At 35.6% G+C, this 18,784-nt stretch carries 12 protein-coding genes; 1 reads left to right on the forward strand and 11 read right to left on the reverse strand.

Annotated elements, in window-relative coordinates; all coding sequences use genetic code 11:
* Positions 1 to 60 precede the first annotated feature (60 nt).
* From E0946_RS06345 to bamA, 11 genes are all read right to left on the reverse strand, one after another.
* Positions 61 to 3,465, reverse strand: a complete 3,405-nt coding sequence (locus E0946_RS06345; RefSeq protein WP_133201634.1) for a UvrD-helicase domain-containing protein — start codon at positions 3,463 to 3,465, stop codon at positions 61 to 63.
* Complete coding sequence (locus E0946_RS06350) at positions 3,458 to 6,364, reverse strand: PD-(D/E)XK nuclease family protein (protein WP_133201635.1); 2,907 nt, start codon at positions 6,362 to 6,364, stop codon at positions 3,458 to 3,460. The genes E0946_RS06345 and E0946_RS06350 overlap by 8 nt, the downstream gene beginning before the upstream one ends.
* 352 nt (positions 6,365 to 6,716) lie before the next feature.
* Positions 6,717 to 7,403 carry an endonuclease III domain-containing protein gene (locus tag E0946_RS06355; protein ID WP_133201636.1) on the reverse strand — a complete coding sequence of 229 codons (687 nt, stop codon included), beginning with the start codon at positions 7,401 to 7,403 and terminating at the stop codon, positions 6,717 to 6,719.
* Between the two features lie 30 nt (positions 7,404 to 7,433).
* Positions 7,434 to 7,637 (reverse strand): sulfur carrier protein ThiS, encoded by a 204-nt coding sequence (gene thiS, locus E0946_RS06360; RefSeq protein WP_133201637.1) that lies wholly within the window; start codon positions 7,635 to 7,637, stop codon positions 7,434 to 7,436.
* Between the two features lie 2 nt (positions 7,638 to 7,639).
* Positions 7,640 to 8,257: a sulfur carrier protein ThiS adenylyltransferase ThiF gene (gene thiF, locus E0946_RS06365; RefSeq protein WP_133201638.1), complete on the reverse strand. Its 618-nt coding sequence runs from the start codon at positions 8,255 to 8,257 to the stop codon at positions 7,640 to 7,642.
* Entirely contained in the window at positions 8,250 to 9,008 is a 759-nt protein-coding gene (gene mobB / locus E0946_RS06370; RefSeq protein WP_133201639.1) for a molybdopterin-guanine dinucleotide biosynthesis protein B, read from the reverse strand. Before mobB ends, thiF begins: the two co-directional genes overlap by 8 nt.
* The gene (ispF, locus tag E0946_RS06375; protein WP_133201640.1) at positions 9,005 to 9,478 is read right to left on the reverse strand and encodes a 2-C-methyl-D-erythritol 2,4-cyclodiphosphate synthase; all 474 of its coding nucleotides are present in this window, start codon (positions 9,476 to 9,478) and stop codon (positions 9,005 to 9,007) included. The genes mobB and ispF overlap by 4 nt, the downstream gene beginning before the upstream one ends.
* Before the next feature lie 5 nt (positions 9,479 to 9,483).
* The gene (locus E0946_RS06380) at positions 9,484 to 12,231 is read right to left on the reverse strand and encodes an SIS domain-containing protein (RefSeq protein ID WP_133201641.1); all 2,748 of its coding nucleotides are present in this window, start codon (positions 12,229 to 12,231) and stop codon (positions 9,484 to 9,486) included.
* 14 nt (positions 12,232 to 12,245) lie between these two features.
* Positions 12,246 to 12,947: a 2-C-methyl-D-erythritol 4-phosphate cytidylyltransferase gene (ispD, locus tag E0946_RS06385; protein ID WP_133201642.1), complete on the reverse strand. Its 702-nt coding sequence runs from the start codon at positions 12,945 to 12,947 to the stop codon at positions 12,246 to 12,248.
* Positions 12,932 to 13,882 carry a radical SAM protein gene (locus tag E0946_RS06390; protein ID WP_133201643.1) on the reverse strand — a complete coding sequence of 317 codons (951 nt, stop codon included), beginning with the start codon at positions 13,880 to 13,882 and terminating at the stop codon, positions 12,932 to 12,934. The genes ispD and E0946_RS06390 overlap by 16 nt, the downstream gene beginning before the upstream one ends.
* Positions 13,882 to 16,134, reverse strand: coding sequence for an outer membrane protein assembly factor BamA (gene bamA / locus E0946_RS06395; RefSeq protein WP_133201644.1), 2,253 nt, complete (start codon positions 16,132 to 16,134; stop codon positions 13,882 to 13,884). The genes E0946_RS06390 and bamA overlap by 1 nt, the downstream gene beginning before the upstream one ends.
* 494 nt (positions 16,135 to 16,628) lie before the next feature.
* On the opposite strand from bamA, the gene E0946_RS06400 reads away from it, so the two are divergent.
* Positions 16,629 to 18,784, forward strand: a 2,156-nt coding sequence (locus tag E0946_RS06400) for a cohesin domain-containing protein (protein ID WP_133201645.1), incomplete at its 3' end; no start/stop codon positions are given.

Raw genomic sequence — 18,784 nt, forward strand, 5'->3', positions numbered from 1 at the left:
GTAAATTAAGAAAGCTGGAGAGTAAATCTCCAGCTTTCAATTTAGGAGAGAAAGAGAGCACTATAATGTTAACGAAATAAATTTGGTGTCTATACTAAAGTTGCCATCTTTAATAGCAGGCAATTTAGATAATGCATTTTTATAGTGTTCCAATTGTTCTTGTTCTTTTGTTACCCCAGTTTTATAATCCAGAATTAGAGCTCTTTTTTGTTTAGTATCAATTAACAATCTATCTATGCGATATTGATTACCTTCAGAGAAGAGAGTAAATTCGGTGAAGACCTTATCATAATCGGGAGGGAACAATTCTGAGATAGGAAGATTGTTTTTCAGGGAATTGATTTTTTCCTCTATTTCAGAATGAGTGAGGAGAGTGCCATACTTTAAAATACATTGTTTTAAAGCATAGTTATGTTCTTCAGGAAGATTATATTTCAGGAAGCTGAGATAGTAGTGAGCAAGGTTTCCATAGAGATTGCTGCGATTTTCCAGCCACATACTTTTCCAGTTTAGGTACTTATTTTTAGAAGTATCAACGGTTTCTTTAAAAGGATATGCTTGTTTAGGTGGTAGGATATTTGTTAAATTTAAAGCACATAACCTTTCTTTACTTAATTCCTTTTCTTCTTTAGGTGTTGGAGTAGTTTCAGCTCCAACAGGGAATTTATAGATATTTTTATCTGGTCCGATAGGTTCAATCTTTTTAGAAGTAAAGAAATCTCGGACTATTTTTGTAAGAAGTATAGGCAAGTACTTATCACTGTCTTGTTTATTGTTAAGCAAATGATCAAAACCATCCTTATGTTCATAAGCCATACATAAAGTCAGGGAAGTTTTTGCTCTCGTGAAGGCTACATAGAGAGTATTCATTTCTTCCAGCATTTCTTTTTTACTATCTAATTCAACCAATTCTTTTTTGCTGGAATATTTAAGGATGTCATCGTAGTGGCAGGTGATACCGATATCACTGAGTTTTTCAAAGGTCTTATCTTTATATTTTGGATATAAAGAAAGGTTATAGCTTTCAGGATTATGCGAAGCGGAAAGGTCGTAGAAGACAAATACCTGGTCAAATTCCAGTCCCTTTGCTTTGTGTATGGTTAAAAGTTGCAAAGGTATGTCTCCAGTTAAGGGAACTTGTTTCATAAAATCTTGAGCTTTGTTATCGTCCAGGAAATCCAGAAAAGCAGGGATGGATTTAGCTTTATCGGTATTATTAAGTTCATAGTCCTGTAGTATAGCCATAAAAGCATTGATATTAATATAATCTCGTTCAGAGAGCTTTTTATTATATAAGAATAAGTCCAAAAAATCCTGACAAATATCTGATATTTTATCCCTGTCTTTGCTGTGAAATTCATATAAGGTCTGTACTACAGGAAATTCAGAAAAATCTGGTTCGGTGAAATCTTTTAAAGATTGGCTTATAATAGTTATAACTCTCTTCAAGGGTTCAGCTTTTAGCATAATATAGTTAGAACGCAGAACGGTGAGGAACTCTAACCAGTCTTTATAATTAATGAATTTCAGTAAAGAAATTAGCGGATAAACATAATTATGTTCTGTAATCAGACTGCTGGGTTGGTAGATGCTTTCAATTCCAGCTTCTTCCAGAAGTAATTGAAAAGTTTCCAATTGTGGATTAGTGCGACAAAGAATAGCCATAGTATAATCTTTATTATCTTTATTTTGTTCCCAGGCAGGTTTTATGAAATTCTGAATAAATTCTCTTTGAACCTTATCCAATTTAAAATTTTCATTCTTAGAAGAATAGCGTTGGAGAAATAGTTCTATATTAGTAGGATAACATTGGGGTTTTGCTGCTTTACATTCGTTATATTCCCAATCCAGATTTTTCTTTTTTAAGTCCTGAATAAGTGCTTCATTAGAAAAGACATAGTTTATAAAGTCCATCATTGCTTTACTGGAGCGATAAGATTCTTCAAGTGTTTCTTCTACTCCAGAAGATTTATCTATAGTTGGCAGGATATCTTTTAAATTAAGTAACAAGTCTCTTTCACCACCTCTCCAGCTAAATATGGATTGTTTTTCATCTCCAACCACAACCACTTTTCCGTATTCTTCCGAACCTTCTCCTGAACTCAATTCCAGCATAATAGGTTTTAGAATAAAGAATTGCAAAAGTGAAGTATCCTGAAATTCATCAATAAAAAGATAGCGAGTGCGATGGGTCAAAAAGAAATAGAATTCATTATCAATCTCACTATTATCCCAATCAATTCTTTCCTCATCACCTTTTAAAAGAGTGTTCAGAGTGAGCCAAGAGACATCATTATAGGTTAACTTCTTGTTACTATAAAGTAGTTTGTCATATTCCTCTAAAACTTCTTTCCAGATACTGAGGATATAACGCTGTTCAGGAATAAACTTTGTATATAAGAAATATTCTGCCATTGCTTCTAATAATGAATTAAAATCATTCTTCCATTGAATTTTAATATCATCATAAATGCCTTTTCTAAACTTATCGCCACTATAGATATAACTGTCTTTACTCTTTAAAGATAGAATGTTTTTAAACATTTTATATCTTTGATTTATCTCTTCTTTTTCTTTTTCAGTGTTAGAATAAGAAAATAATTTATCAATTTCAGCTATTAATGTTTCAAGTTCTGAAGGAAAAGGGTGAAAAGATTTTTTAAAATCTGTATTAAATATGTCGGTAAATAAAACTGGAGCATTATTTTTACCCGTAGGGTTACTATTTCCTATTGAATTGATATGTTCAATCATTCTCTCTTTAATTATTGATAAACTTTCTTTAGTCTTTTCTTCACATATTTCATCGTGCTCACAGAGATACATTAAAGAATTGGGATCAAAGTGATTTTGGCTTACATTGATTAAGTGTAACATTAAGCGGTTCTGGATAAGGGATTGGAAAAATGAATTATATCTATCAATTGAGGAAGTCACTCTGGCTTTGAGAAGATTTTCTACTTTTTGGTAGAGTTCTAAATTGGAGCTAAGAAGATATTGATAGAGTAAGGGTAAGGTTTTTTCTACGATATCATCATCTATTTCAAAATCTCCATAGTTTTTTTGCGGATTGACTAAATTGCGGAAGATGTTGTTGATATAGGAATCAATAGTCATAACCTGAAGTTGTTGGTGGTCAGTCTTGATTTTTTGCAGAGCTTCTTGTAAGTTTTTCTTTTCTATATCATTCAATTCGGTCTTATTATCATCGCCAAAAATAGCAATAATAAGAGCCAATTTCGCTTCTTTTTCTTCATCCTTAGTAGAATTTAAAAGCTCAAGATGTTCAACGATTCTTTCTCTAATTTCGGCAGTAGCTTTGCGGGTGAAAGTGAGGACGAGGATAGAATCCAGATTTATATTTGTTCCATATTGAAGTACGAGTTTAACATATTCAACTGCTAAACGGTAGGTTTTGCCAGTTCCAGCACTGGCTTTAATAATTTTAATAGTAGAATTATTCATTGTTTCCTCCCTGGTTAGGACGATAAAGGTCAGCCCGAGTAATTCTTTTCAATTGTTTGAGTTGAGTTACTGTCTTGGGTAATTTATATCCTTCAGTGCTACATTTATGAAGAGTCTCATAAATCGTATTTCTCCAGTTCGTTGCCGTATCATAGCTTGATTTTTCTTTGGTTTCATTATCACTAATAATCCAGAAAGTGGAATAGATGTCCATATTTTCTTGTTGCCATCTGTAATATAGCCATTCATAGAAATATAACTGTTCCTTATCTGGATTTCTTCCCGTTTTGAAATCTACGATAAATTTTTTATCATCAGTTTCAATTCTTAAATCTGGTCGTCCTCGAAGTATTACTTTTATTTCTGATTCTTGATTATCTGGAGGTAAAGGTAGGAGATGTTCTTGAGTTAAATTATCATCATATATTCCTGATTCAGCGAATAAAGTAAAAACTTTATCAGCTAAATTAGTTGATAAGAAATCCTCATAGAAACTTTGCATAGATAGAGGCAGATAATTGGTATAGATATCTTTTAGGAATTTAAGGCTATAATTTTGAGGTAGCTGGAAAAAGAAATCTTTTGAAGTGAATAAGTCTCTAAAATATTCAGCCAGCGTTGTCACAGGCTGATAAAACAATTCTTGAAGTTCTTCAATCTTGCAAGGCTTTCCGTTAAAAGGTGAAAGCAAATCGGAAATAAATCTATGAACCAGGGATCCAACTATTTTAGCTGAAACCGTATCCTTAGGTCTAAAATCTATTTCTTGAAGTTGCTGTATCCATTGTATATACCAGACAAAGGTATTATCCAGAAGCTGCTGCAGATTGTAATAAGAACAGGTGAGTTCCAAGTTTTCTCCAAAATCCTTCGTAGGTTCGCAAGGAAGAATAAAGAATTCTTTTTCATCAATCTGGGGATTTTCTTCTCTATTTAATAGATAATCAGGATAAGAGGCTAAAAGATTATTTTCACCAGAAGAATACTTTTGTTGTCTTGCATCATAGTACTTACTAAGAGGGACCTCTGAGGAAACCCAATCAAACTCAAGCTCATTAAGTTTGTGGTTTTCATTTAAATGTTGTAGTTCGGTTACAAAGCTTCCAGGTTCAATATCCAATTCACTATTGCGATAGGTGTAAATAAGCACATTTCTGGAGGTCAAAATCAGACGGAAAAAATAGTATCTTTCCCATTCACGCAAGTCATTATAAGTTTTAAGACCAAGTTGACCTTTTTGAGCTTCATTTAATAGCCAGACAGGTTTGGGAGCAGAGGGAAATTCACCTTCAATGGCGTGAAAGATAACAAGATTGTCATAGCGTAGATTGCGTGAATCCATAGTATTAGTGATAGTAATAGGATTATTTTCTTTATCAATTTCATAAAAGAATTTATAACCAGCATTTTCAAGATAATCCAGAAAAAGTTGGAAGACATTTAAAGCTAAATCCTTACCCGATGAAGCAAAGAAGGAATTCCAATCCTGAACTAATTGTAGATTATCGGTACTGGCAAAATTAGCTATTCTTTGATAAAACTGCTCTAAAAGGTCGCTATGAAGAATTTCGTTTTCACTACACATCCTTTTAATATTCAGACCAATAGACATTTCTTCAGTATCTATCAGATTAATCAAATCAGCGGGGCTATTTATTTTAGCGATTTCTTCCAGCAAAGAAAAATGATTTTCCACTAAAGAGGTTAATTTATTAAAATGGGGGGAAGTATGAAAAACTTGGAGGCAATTCATATTTTTATCCAGCCAGTAGACATCTTTTTTCCTCAAAGTGGTCAATTCATTTAGCAGTTCTTCTTTAGATTGAATTGTATCCTTTGGAAAGTAATAATGTACAAAACTTTCATTTCCTACTGCATCAAGCATTAGTTTGATGGGAAGAGCTGTTATTTCTTTCCCTTCAAAAGAAAGGGTAGTGAGAGCTTGCAAGTGCTCTTTTAAGATATTCAAGAATTGATAAGGGCTGGAATTTATTAGATTAATAGAGTTGCTAAAGTCAAAAAGAGTTGGATTCATTAAATTCCGATAGTGTTTATCCCAGTAATGGCTATCAATTATAGCAGTTGTTCCTTCTATATTTTGGGTTTTACTAAGTTTTCCCCAAAAAGAAATAACCATCTGGTCTTCATTTTCGGTTTCTATTACCTTAATTTGTTGAGTTAAATAGTCATCTTTAATCAGATTTTCCAGATTTAAAGAAGTAATTTTTCTGTTTTGAGGATTAAAATCAACATTTTCTGTTTGAGAGATGATTACCACTTCATTTTCTGATTCAGTTAAGGCTTTGAGAATGGCAAGTTCCAGTTTAGAATAGTAAAATTGATTAACCCAAATGACCTTATAACCGGAAAATGGTATCTTTAGCTGGGAAGCTTTACGATAAAATATAGGGTCTGTGAACCCTTTTTGTTCAAGTAGCTTTTGGTAATTTTCTCGTATATTTAAAATTTTAGCCAGAAAATCTTGCTGCCATTCCCGCAAATCTATTTTATTCTCAATCTCTTCTGGAATGATATCTTCATCGTTTAGCTCTTCAAAAAATTGGAAGAAATTATTACCCCAACTGATTAAATCAAAGTAAGTGTAAAACTTGAAAAACTTTTTATCCTCTAAAGTGAGTGCTTGATAGAGGCAAAGTAAACGTTTTTCATCGGTTAAGGGTGGTTCTGAAGGAAGAATTAACCAATCCTTAAAATCCTCAATGGAAATGAATTCACACGCTTCAAATTTCCAATTTGGCAAGAATTTTTCTCGTGCTTTTTCAGCAGATATCCTGCTGGGGAAAACAAAAATACATCTATCTGAAACCTGCGTTAACGCATAATCTATCAGATTGCTACTGAAGGGAACATTTAAAAGGGTATAATTATTAGACCCCAATTTGACCTCCTTAAACTGTCTATTTTGCCAGAGCGGGCATTTACTAAAATAGATCAGCGTAATTTATCATAAGATAATTGAAAAATAAAATGAGAATTTCTGTCAAGTATATCCTCGGGCAATCCTTTTTTCAATGCTTTATCCAACCCCTTTTGTATATTGATGTTAGAATGATATAACAGGATAAAAATTCCGGTTATCATATTCCAATTTCTTGCCTCCAGATGGGTAGCTTATGTCCAGCTCATGTCCAACTCATGTCCAGCTTATGTCCGAAACTGGACATAAATTAAATATGAGTAAGGCATTAGCTATATATTTAAAGGCAGGGGAGAGAAAATTATCGTAAAAACTAAGAAGAAGTGACAGGATTTTCTTTATTTTGCTGATAATAAGTGCAATATAAGGTAAGGGGACAAATTTCACACCGGGGTTTATTGCGACAAATATCCTTACATAGATTGACTATCTGGGCATGAAAATCGTTATAAAGTTCTACATCTTGGGGAATTCTTTCGGTAATAAATTCTTGCCATTGGGAGTAGTTCATCTTTTTATCGGTGAATCCCAAGCGAGTTAAAAGACGGATAGTGTAAGCATCTACCACAAAAACAGGTTTTGAACCAGCATAAAGCAAGATAGAATCTACAGTTTCTGGACCTAGTCCCTTCAGTTTTAGCATTTCTGAACGCAGAGTTTTTAGGTCTTCGGCAAACATCTGCTGGAGGTCAAATTGGTATCTTTCCCGGAGGAAATTAGTAAAAGTCTTGAGTTTCAATGCTTTCTGATTATAATAAAGTGTGGACCGAATGAGAGGTGCTATAGCTTCAACCGAAAGAGCATCAAGTTCTTTCAAGGTATAAATTCCGGCAGAATGAAGGTTATTAAGAGCCTTAACCACATTATTCCAACTCACATTTTGAGTGAGAATAGCACCTATAATGATTTCATCTTGAGTTTCTCCGGGCCACCAATGTTGTGGACCTTGGAAATTCAGTAAAATATTATAGACCTCAAGCAAGGAAAGAGTTTCTGTCATAAAAAGATGATTTAAAAAGAGAGGTAAGAATCAACCACCACTGATAAGATGGATAACTTTGACATCTGCTCCCGGAGGCACCTGGAAACTATCCCAGTCCTCTTTTTTTACCAGTTTGTCATTTACTTTGATAACCAGCATTCGGAAGCTATAATTCATTTTATTTAGGACAGTTCTTATGGTCATTCCTTCTTCCCAGGGAATTTCTTGTCCATTAACTGTAATTGTTGGCATAATCAATTTCCTTTTTGGAGCAAAAGTTCCAGGCAGAGATTTGCCTGCATATTAGCAACTACAGCCACTCTGGCAGCAGTAGGATACACTCCATTTTCTATCTCGGTGATTCCATCTCCCACCAGAAAAAGTGTCCCTATCTGCTCAATATGTATAAGTTCGTTTTTTCCTACTCCTGCTATACCAGAAGCGCCAATAAGGTATTTATCAGGATAGAGTTGTTGCCAATTTTCTATAAGCATCTGCTTCTCTTCAGCCTCATCCAGTGCTTCTATAAGTATGTCCACCTTACCAAAAATGAGAGAAAGATTGGTAGGTGTAATCTTTTGTGGATAGGGATTCACCATAGTGAAAGGACTGATATTCAGTAAATTATCCTTTAGAGCTGCTACTTTCGGAAGACCCACTTGATTCAAAAAATACTGCTGCCTGGTCAAATTTGAAGTGGAAACAATGTCTGGATCGGCTATAATAAGTTTTCCTATTCCAGCACGAGTGAGAGAAAAAGCGATATTAGAGCCCAGACCTCCGACTCCAGCAATACCCACTACGGAATTTTGCCAGATTTTCACATACTCTGGATTTTGATTGGCAAAGAGTTCATTAAAGAGTTCAGTCATCTTTACCCTTTATCCTAATTTCAATATCTTGAGAAGGATTAACCCCTTTAAGATTGGAAATCATAGCGATGATGGTATCTCGGAAAAGATTTTGCACGAAAGGCACAATAGTCAATGGTTTGCCACCAATGCTAATAGAGATGGAATTTTTGCTATCCAGCACGCAATCTTCTCGCTTTGCTTTACCCTGAAGGATGTCTATAGTCATTTGATAACAGGTCTTTCCACAAGCAGAACAACATTCTGGGTCACTTTGCGGTAAAATATCAAATGCTTTTTCCAGAACAAGATTCAGGATTCTATTAAAATCGGTCTTATAATCTATTACAGGTATATCCTGATAGTTCTGTAAAGTTTGTGAGATTTCTCCACTGATGCCAATAACGGTAGGATCAAAAAGTTCTTCTATTTGACCGAGGTTTTCCGCACATAAAATTTTAGGTAGAGCAGCTTCTTGAAAACCTTCTATTACCAACCAATCGGCATTTAGAAAATGAAGCATATCGGGTAATTCTGGAGCGGGATGAAAAATTAAAGCTGCATCATACAGTCCTTTAGCGAAAACAGGATTCGCCCCTGCTTCAGCTAAACGCCAGGAATTGGAACCTTCCTTATCTGAATGATAGTTTTCATTATGAATATCCTTAATAGCAGCAACTTCATATCCTCTCTCTTTTAAGGCTGAAATAAGCATTGTAGCAAGAGTGGTTTTCCCGGTATGATGATATCCAAAAACGCCAATAGCTTTCATTGCTTCCTCAATAATAAGATACAAGTGGCAGAAATACCACCGTTACCAGACACTCCTAAACCTTCTTCCGTGGTAGCTTTTAGGCTGATTTGCGATATATCACAGGCTAAATCCTTTGCCAAATTTTCACGCATCTTATCAAGATAGGGTTGAAGTTTTGGTCTTTCTGCACAGATAGTGCAATCCAGATTATTAAGGACATAACCTTCTGCTTGCACCAGAGAAAAAGTTCTTTGAAGAAGGATACGACTATCAATGCCCTCATATTGAGGGTCAGTATCAGGGAAATGTGAACCTATATCACCGAGAGATAATGCACCCAAAAGTGCATCAATAACTGAATGCAGGACCACATCAGCATCGGAATGACCTTCTAATCCTTTATCAAAAGGGATTTCCACTCCTCCCAAAATCAGTTTTCTGCCAGCTACTAAACGATGCACATCGTAACCGTAACCTATGCGTAACATAAACTTTAATCAACCGTTATAGATTTAGAAACATTTTTAGGAACATCTGGATGCACTCCATGGTCTTTCACATTGAGTTTATCCAGTTTTTTCATCTTGCGAACACTCATCTTTAATGCCAGAAGTTGCAGCACCACAGAAGCAGAAAAACAGGTTAATAAACTATCTCCAGTTTTAGGTAAAATCACATAGTTCCAGCCATAATATTTGCCCTTATGGGGATTTTCACTTGCATTATTGTGCAGTTGCTCGTTTTCTTCTGCAATCACATAGGTGTCTGCTCCGCGTATTTTATGAGTATTAATTTGAGAAATAGTGAGATTAACATCTCTTTTGTCTGGTCCGGTAACATAAATAAGTGGATAATGACGATACAAGGTACTGAAGAAATCGTTCTGGGCTATGGTATTTTTAAATAATTTATCTGCTTCAAGAGAAAGATTAAAAGGAATGGTGCCCCAGAAGATATAATCCACCAGAGCTTTATTAATTTTACGGGTATCGGCACGTGATATACCTCGTCTTTCCGCTATCTCATCCACATTGGCTAAAACATCGTTGAAATTACGGGTAAAATTACGGACACTTTTTACGCCAAAAACCGTGTTTTTACCGAGTATAGTATTAGGACCATGTTTGAATTCCGAAGCTTCTCTACCTTCAGAATGATTCAGTACGGTCTCTCTAATCTTTAAGGCACCCTCCATTGCCACGCCACTAATCTTAGTTGCCAGAATGTGTATGGAAGGTTCCATATAGATTTTTGCAGCAATAGCATCAATAATATCAGGAGTGTTTTCCAGGGTTTCATTGATTAAAGAGGGAATATATGCAAGGGTTTGTTCACGCTGATTCAGTTTTTCCCGTTGTTCTTGTTTTTGTTCTTCACTAACAGATGTTTGCAGTTCTTCCAATTTCATTTTAGCGGTTCTAATCGCCAGATAGTAAAGCAAAGTTATCTGATTCATAAAACTTTTGGTAGCAGGCACGGCAATTTCGGGACCACAAAGAATTTGGATAGCGAGATCACCTTTTTCTTGTCCGAGAGTAGAATTAAGATTATTGACCAGCACCACCTTCTTGATATTCAAATTCTTAGCCTCAATATCGTTGAAGATATCTATCAGGTCTTTGGTCTCTCCGGATTGCGAAACGCCAATAATGAGGTCATTGTCCTTGATGCAATTGGAATATTCGCCCCTAAAATCTCCTGGTAGAATAGGTATAATCTCTACACCAGCTATTTCATTGAAGAAAAGTGCACCTATCTTCGTGGCATGAAAACTTGTTCCGCAAGCGATAGTATAGGCATTACGATTATTTTGCACCGTATTTTTTATCAATTTTAGAAATTCCTGCACACTATGCTCAAATTCTTCCACACTGCTTGCTTCCGATAAGGAATCAAATACCTTAGCGAGAAACATTCGGCGGATATCAAATTCCTTTCCTATCAGATCAATGAAGGTATTTTTATCATTGGAGAAGAAATATTTATTCTCAAAATCCTCTCTCACGGCAACTTCAAAGATGGCAGGATAAGAAATTTGAGCAGCTGATAATAATTGAGCAAATTCAGCTGAATTTAAAATGGAATTAAACAGCTCTAATTTTGGCTCAAGCTCTTGTTCATTCAGCAATTCGTTCATTTTCTGTATAAAATAGTCGGTCAGATGTTCTTCATTCAGCAATTCCAGCATATGGTTACCGGAATTTGAACCTCCCTGGAATAACTTTACCAGCTTACCGGTTGATTCCACCTGCCCATAAATCTCCTGTTCCATATAGTATTCAAATTCTGGTTTCAGCTCTACATCTTCTGCCCGCAGCTTAGAAAGGACAGGTTGTTTAGGAATCTTATCTCCTGCCAGGTATACCTCGTCTGGTGCATTCACTCTTTTGAATTTAAGGTTTTTTTGTGCATAGACCTGATAGTAATCAGAATTGAATTCTATAAATTCGCCTTCGCGAAGATTGACTAAGGTTTTAGTGAAACGTAAAACTGCAGTAAGATCGGATGAAGCCAGGGCAAAAGGCATTCCTTCCAGCTGTCCTAAACCAAAATATAGGCTGCTGCCAGCTTTCATTGCCCACATTGTTTGTGTAATTGGCTCAGTTATAACTGCAGCATAGGAACCGATCAGCTTTTCACCTGTATTGATAAGGGCTTGACGCATACAGATTTTTATAGCTTCTTTTTCCGTTGGATTGCCTGCTCTATCCATTTCAATATCAAAAAAATGTTCCACTGTATGAACAAGCATCTCTCCATCGTTATCGGAAACAACTATATGTCCTTCTTGAGTAAGCCAGACTTTAAGCTCTGGTGTATTAGTTATATTTCCATTATGCGCACCATATAGATGGCGTTTACATTTTACTTGATGCGGCTGAGCGTTATTTTTATCTACTGCTCCAAAAGTTGCCCAACGCACCTGTCCACAGAAAAGCTTACCACTTTGTTTTTCTATTCCCAGAGTTTTTACTAAAGTGCTCGGTGCACCTACATCTTTGAGTAAAATGATATTTTCATCTTCACCTTGAAATGCTGCTCCAGTTGAATCATAACCTCTATATTCTAGAGAACGAAGTAACCTGGAAGCATACTCTCCCATATGAAGTGAAACTTTTGGCAATGCCAACCCTAGAACACCGCATCCTATCCCTGGCAAAAATAAAGGGATATGAATATTTTCTATTATTCGGGCTAGGTATTCTAATATTTGATTGTATATTCTCAATAATTTTTGCATAGAAAAATTCCTTATTAAATCAGCTTGTTTTCTATTATCTTTTCTGCGAAAAATAGGTCAAGCTCATCGGTGATTTTTAAATTTAATTCAGAACAGAACTGATATCTTACCTTTGCTCCATAATATTCTACTAAGGCTGAATCATCTGTGCTGATATAACCATCCTCATAGGCTTTGAAATAGGCAGACATTATGAGTTCATAGGAAAAAACTTGAGGAGTTAATGCCTGAACCAGATTCTCTCTGGGGACAGTTTCTACTATATAATCTTTTGCAATTTTCTTAACCGTATTCTTAATCCTTGTTACAGGTACTACCGCTTTTTCTTTTAGAGCTATATCATAAAGTTTGTCCAGAAGTTCTTCTGTTATGAAGGGACGCACCGCATCATGGATAAAAACCATATTTGTGTCACCTGGACAATGCTGTAAAGCTGCAAAAATGCTATCCTGCCTTTCCACACCTCCCGGGATAACTAACCAGGGCTTATCTGAATCATGAAAGTATTTAGCAATAAGTTCCTGACAGAAATCCAGATCCTCTTCAGGAGCAGGAATGATGATATTGTGAATAATGGATGAGCTGAAAAACTTCTTTAATGTATGGATAATGATAGGAATTCCCTTTAATGGAAGCCATTGTTTTTTAACTGAGCTACCCATTCTGATTCCAGAACCTGCTGCACATACTATTGCCGTATTCAGGATTTTTTCCATACAAATAAGGGCCCTTTTTGCCCCTGTTTTATACTAATTTTATGTTCTAAATGCAATTGACGGAGATAATGACTAACTTCATTGATATGAAGACCTGAAGCTTTAGATATTTCCTCTGGGGTAGAAGGGTGGTCATTAAGAAGTGTAGCAAACTTTTGTTCTATCTCAGGAGGAATTATCAACTCATCTTTATCAGAAGGTATTCTGGCTATTATTTCCACTGGCATATTAACTCGTTCGGACAGGAATCTTTGCACTTCTCGCAGAACTCTGCTGCCTGCAGGTTTAACCCAGAACTCTGCTCCTGGTCTATCCAGAGAATTCAATTGCACCTTATCTGGCTGAATTCGGTTTAGTGCCTTACTTAAACATTCCAGTTCCTCTTCAGAATCATTCAGTCCGGCAATAATAAATACTTCCAGCCAGATAAAACCGGAATATTCTTTTCTTAAATCTATAAGACCAGAAATTAAATCTGAAACCTTAACGGAAGGATGGGGACGATTTATCTTCTCAAAAGTATCCTGATGACAGGCATCTAAAGAAGGAAGAATAAGGTCCAGAGGAAGGATTTCTTTGCGAACCGTAGGATGTTTTAAAAGAACTCCATTGGTCAATAATGCCAGCTTATATTGAGGGAATTCTTCTTTTATCCTGAGAATAATATCTCCAATTCTGCTATAAAGAGTTGGTTCACCAGCACCAGAAAAAGTGACATAATCCAGTTTTGGATTAGTTGATAAAACTTCTCTCACTTCGGAAATGATTTCTTCTGGAGGGAAAAACTTCTGCCTGCGCACAGTTAAATGATTGGTGCGTTGGACTTCGCAATAAACACAATTTAAGGGACAATATTTGTAAGGGATAACATCCACCCCTAAGGATATCCCTAATCTTCGTGATGGGACTGGACCAAAAATATGTCTGTATGGCATTAAAATGTGGTCCCTATCTGTAAATGTGGTTCCCAGTGGTCTTCATCAAGATTATAAGCATAATCAAATCCAATTAAACCAAAGGGACTTTGGATCCGAATGCCCAATCCGATTCCTTTTTTCATATTCATAAAGTTGAAAGTCCTTAATTTATTGTAGCTATCTCCAGCATCAAAGAATGCCAGAGCTATTATCTGGTCACCCGCTATAGGAAATCCCAGTTCGGTGGAAAAGATAATCTCTCTTGAACCTCCACCATTTGGTCCTATGGAACGGTCTGGATAACCTCTAATGCCATCTACTCCCGTTCCACCAAGATAGAACTTTTCATCAGGAGGAGCATCATTTGACCTTCCATAAGGAGTTATATACCCAAAACGCCATTTTGTTCTAAGAACAAATTTATACCACAATTCCATATACCAGTTCACCTGGGCAATCTGCTTGAAATAATCAAAATCTCCACCTAAAATTCCGCCTGCTATTTCCGAAAAGAGTGTCAATTGGCTTCCTTTAGTTGGGAAGAAAATATTATCCCGGCTATCCCGACTTATGGTGGCATTAACTGAACTGGTGTATCTCCAATCCAGAGAATCCAGTTCAATTAAAGTGGCATTGTTCTCAGGATCCTGCATAATCATATTCATATTGGTTATGCGATATTTTTTGGAGTAGATGGAATAGCCAGCCAGTAGACGGGTGCGATCAATAAAAGGAAGATACTCTCCAACCCGAATGCTTGCACCACGAGTATAGATTTTATAATAGAAAGAACTCCAGTCCTTAGTAGTATAATAAACAGAAGTTCCTAGAAGAAGATCAGTATCCAAAAAATTAGGATTGGTGAAGCTAAATTGAAAATCTTCCGTATAACGTCCAAATTCCCAGCTTAAACTGCTGGACCAATTATTGCCCATAATGTTACCCATACTAACTGAAAGCTGCCCAATGAAGCCATCTGCACTGTTGTAGCCTACGCCACCATTGGCAACGCCAGAGGGTTTATCGGTAACATTGATTTCCAGGTCTATATCTCCATTGCTATTGATAGGAGTGTAATCCAACTTTATGTTTGGCTCAAAGAAGCCAAGATTATAAATATTCTGCTGACTACGTATGACCTGACTTTGACGGAAATAATCTCCTGGCGCTATTTCTAAAGCCCTGATTATTACCTTATCTTTAGTTCTACGATTGCCAGTGATATTAATCTGCCTGATTCTAGCTCTATTTCCCTCTGTTATCTTTAGAATTATATTGAGCCGATTTCCTTCTTTCTGAATCTCCTGGTCTATATAAGTATAGATAAAACCTTCGTCAAAATATAGCGAATAAACATTTGCCAGTTGAGTATCAAATTTTTCCTGGTCAAAGGGTTCATTATATTTCAAAGTGAAACAGCTCAAAATTTTTTCTGTAGTAAAGTGCTCATTTCCCGTGACCGTTATACCAGAAAGTAAATATTGTGCACCTTCCTGAATATTTAGCACCAGCTCCAGATATTTATCTCCTATCTTACGAAGTTCGTAGGGTCCAACTTTTACATCAATAAAACCATTCTTCTTGTAGAAATCGGAAAGACTTTTCAGGTCTGCCTCAAATTTATCTTCTACAAAACGACCAGAACGCAGTAAACTTGCTGGTTTGGTCTTCATTCTTTTCAGTAAAGTCTTGTCATCAAAATGCTCATTCCCCACAAAGACGATTTCTTTGATGGAAAGGCGCTTACCCTCATCAACGATTATCTTTACTTTCACTTTGCCATCTTCAGTTGGTTCTTCCAGAATCTCTATTTTGGCATTACCAAATCCCTTGCTTTCATATTCCGCTTTGAGCTTGCTTAATAAATCGTGCTTCTTGTATTCGTTCCAGAAAGTGCCACTGCGAGTTTGAATCAATTCATCCAATCTATCTTTCTTAATCGCTTTTATGCCTTCATAATCCAGATGTGCCAAAACTGGATTCTCTGCTACTTGTATAATGAGATTCACTCCTGATTTATAGGGCTCACTGTATACCCTTATATCTGAGAACATATCCATTTTGTATATCTGCTGAATGGATTGAGCTACCTTCTCGGGGTCTAAAGGATCCCCTGTCCTCAATAAAAAAGAAGATAGGATCAACTGTTCCGGCACATTTCGGTTCCCTTCCACCCGGATTTCATATATAGTCTCACCTGCAGCAAATAAACTGCTTAGGCAACAAATCAGTATCAGACAAGGCAAAAGCCATCTTTGCCAGATATGCATCTTTCCTCCTTGTAAGGTAAAAGCTATTTCCTGGAAATAGTGATTTTCGTAAAGGGATTTTTTATTGTTTTAATCCTTATTATTCTTTTTATGATAAAATTATTCTTAAAATTAGCAACTATCCGATCACAAATGGGATTTGAATCACCAATATTAATGAATTTAGAATAATGTTAAGAAAACATTGATTAGGTTATACATCTTTAGGTAAAAAAGGTATCAACTTTATCATTATAATCAGCGTAGTTGTAAAGAATTAATTCAAATATAATAAATGGAAGGAAAATAACCTAAAAAATGTTTTTCTTGACTCCTATATAGAGGCAAAATATATGGTTCTGCTTTTATATAATTTATTTGATAAATTGAGTACAATATATTGATAAATAACACTATATATTAGCAAAAAATGAAATATGAAGGTTCGTATTTAAATTATGTTTAATGTACTCGCACGAATTAATCAATACCTAAATATAAGGTGATATAATAAAATGGAACAGATAAAAATTAAAATTTTATTAATACTATGTATCTTATTTACAGCTCATTTTATATGGTCTGAAACAGTATCAGTTGGGACTTATTTGATATCTACCCAAGAATTTCCCATATGTAATAGATATCATTATTCCTATACTCAGCAAATCTATTTACATAATGAAATAAATATTAATGGATATATTTCCAAGTTACAATTCTATTATATTCCCACAGGTTATATTTCAAATCCTGAAAACTGGGTAATTTATATGGGTAATACAAGTAAGGAATCATTCAATTCTTCAGAAGATTGGATTCCAATTAATAATCTTACTGAGGTTTTTTCAGGTGATATTACAAACTTTCTTACTTCAGAAAGTGGTTGGATAGAAATTCCGTTGGATACACAATTTTATTATAATAATGATTCCAATTTAGTTATAGCTATATATGAAAACACCAAAGGGAAAGCATCGGTATCTTGGGGAGCATTTAATAGTGGAAATTATAGAGGAATTTATCATGCTGCTAATCAAAATATAAATCCGGCAAATCCAAATTCAGGTCAAGGAGTCCAAGGTATTTCTACTATAATTAATTCGGTACAACTGGAAATTAATACAATTTTAGGAATGCCAGTATTGATTTCACCAATGAATGGTGAAAATAATGTAAGTTTAACTCCAACCTTAGAGTGGCAACCTCCCTCTACGGGAGATCAAATAATAGGTTATAAAATTTATTTTGGTACCTATAATCCACCCACTGAATTAATAGCTGAAGTAGATACTACTTTCTACTCTATTATGACACCTCTTAATTATTCTACTACATATTATTGGTCAGTTACTGCTTACAATTCCAATGGTATGGAACTTCATTCTCCTATTTGGAGTTTTACTACTGTACCTTTTCCAGCGTTAAGCTGGATAAAATGTCTGACTACACCCAATAGTAATGCTTCAATAGATTTGGAATGGAGTTATGATGAAAATGACCCTCCAGCTTATATCAATATCTGGGCACTGGATTATTCAGAGATAAATGGTATAGAAACCCATCCTTATCCTTATTATGATCCTGTAAATTTAATTGATGAAGATATTATAATAAATGATATAGATCCATATACTGAGGGACCAAGTCCGTTAGGTTGGAAGAAAATAGCTCGTATACCTACTTCAAACCAGTTAACTGTAAATAATTACATTTTTCCTGAGATGGTAAGAGGTTATTATTATTTTACTTTATTTGCAGAATCTAATAATGGTCAGATGAGTGCTGCTCCTGAAAAACCATTTTACCGTGAATCTATCTCCTATTGGTTGGGTGATGTGTATAATAATTATGGTCTTATAGATGCTAATGATATGAATTACCTTTCCTTAGTTTGGGGGAGCAATAAGAAAGATTCAAATCTCCATTTTATTTGCGATGTAGGACCAACGGCGGATAGAGCACGGCGTTCTCGTCCAATGCCTGATGGCAAGATTGATATAGAGGATTTAATGATATTTGCGATGAACTATAATAATACAAATTACAACTATTATCCTCGTAATATTCCTGAGACACAGCCTATCACGATAACGATGAATAGCCAGTATATCGGTGAACAGTTAACCGTGAGCTTAGTTCTTGATGGTAATACGGGTTTTGTTAAGGGTTTAGACATACCACTTGCTTATGGAAATGGATTACAGTTATTAAATGTAGCGAGTGGAGAGATCTGGTCTGAGAACGGATTGATGCTTTATACCAATGAGAATGGAGTGGTGACTATCTCTGGAGCAAGTTTAGGTGCAGATGAGCTGATAGAGGGTAATGGCACTGTAGCGACCTTGGTCTTTTCTGTGGTAGGCAATGATACCAGTTTAGGATTAGGACATATGACCGCTCGTAGTTGTGAAAATGAGGATATAGAGATAGTCAACAATCCTACAGGCGATACAAATAATGAGGACAGTGTTAATATCATTCCTGTAGATAGCTATTTGGGCAAGGTATATCCTAATCCATTTAATCCGAGTACTACCTTACAGTATGGATTGAAGGAAGCAGGACAGGTGAAGATAAGTGTATTTAATGCGAGAGGACAGTTAATTCGGACCTTAGTGAATGAGAGTAAGGCAGCAGGGACCTATCAGATAGTCTGGGATGGCAAAGA

The sequence above is a fragment of the Candidatus Syntrophosphaera thermopropionivorans genome, from assembly GCF_004353895.1.
Taxonomy (GTDB): domain Bacteria; phylum Cloacimonadota; class Cloacimonadia; order Cloacimonadales; family Cloacimonadaceae; genus Syntrophosphaera; species Syntrophosphaera thermopropionivorans.

Coding starts and splice junctions, on each gene's coding strand:
- E0946_RS06345 (WP_133201634.1), bottom strand. CDS start 3,465: ATGAATAATTCTACTATTAAAATTATTAAAGCCAGTGCTGGAACTGGC.
- E0946_RS06355 (WP_133201636.1), bottom strand. CDS start 7,403: ATGACAGAAACTCTTTCCTTGCTTGAGGTCTATAATATTTTACTGAAT.
- thiS (WP_133201637.1), bottom strand. CDS start 7,637: ATGCCAACAATTACAGTTAATGGACAAGAAATTCCCTGGGAAGAAGGA.
- thiF (WP_133201638.1), bottom strand. CDS start 8,257: ATGACTGAACTCTTTAATGAACTCTTTGCCAATCAAAATCCAGAGTAT.
- mobB (WP_133201639.1), bottom strand. CDS start 9,008: ATGAAAGCTATTGGCGTTTTTGGATATCATCATACCGGGAAAACCACT.
- ispF (WP_133201640.1), bottom strand. CDS start 9,478: ATGTTACGCATAGGTTACGGTTACGATGTGCATCGTTTAGTAGCTGGC.
- E0946_RS06380 (WP_133201641.1), bottom strand. CDS start 12,231: ATGCAAAAATTATTGAGAATATACAATCAAATATTAGAATACCTAGCC.
- ispD (WP_133201642.1), bottom strand. CDS start 12,947: ATGGAAAAAATCCTGAATACGGCAATAGTATGTGCAGCAGGTTCTGGA.
- E0946_RS06390 (WP_133201643.1), bottom strand. CDS start 13,882: ATGCCATACAGACATATTTTTGGTCCAGTCCCATCACGAAGATTAGGG.
- bamA (WP_133201644.1), bottom strand. CDS start 16,134: ATGCATATCTGGCAAAGATGGCTTTTGCCTTGTCTGATACTGATTTGT.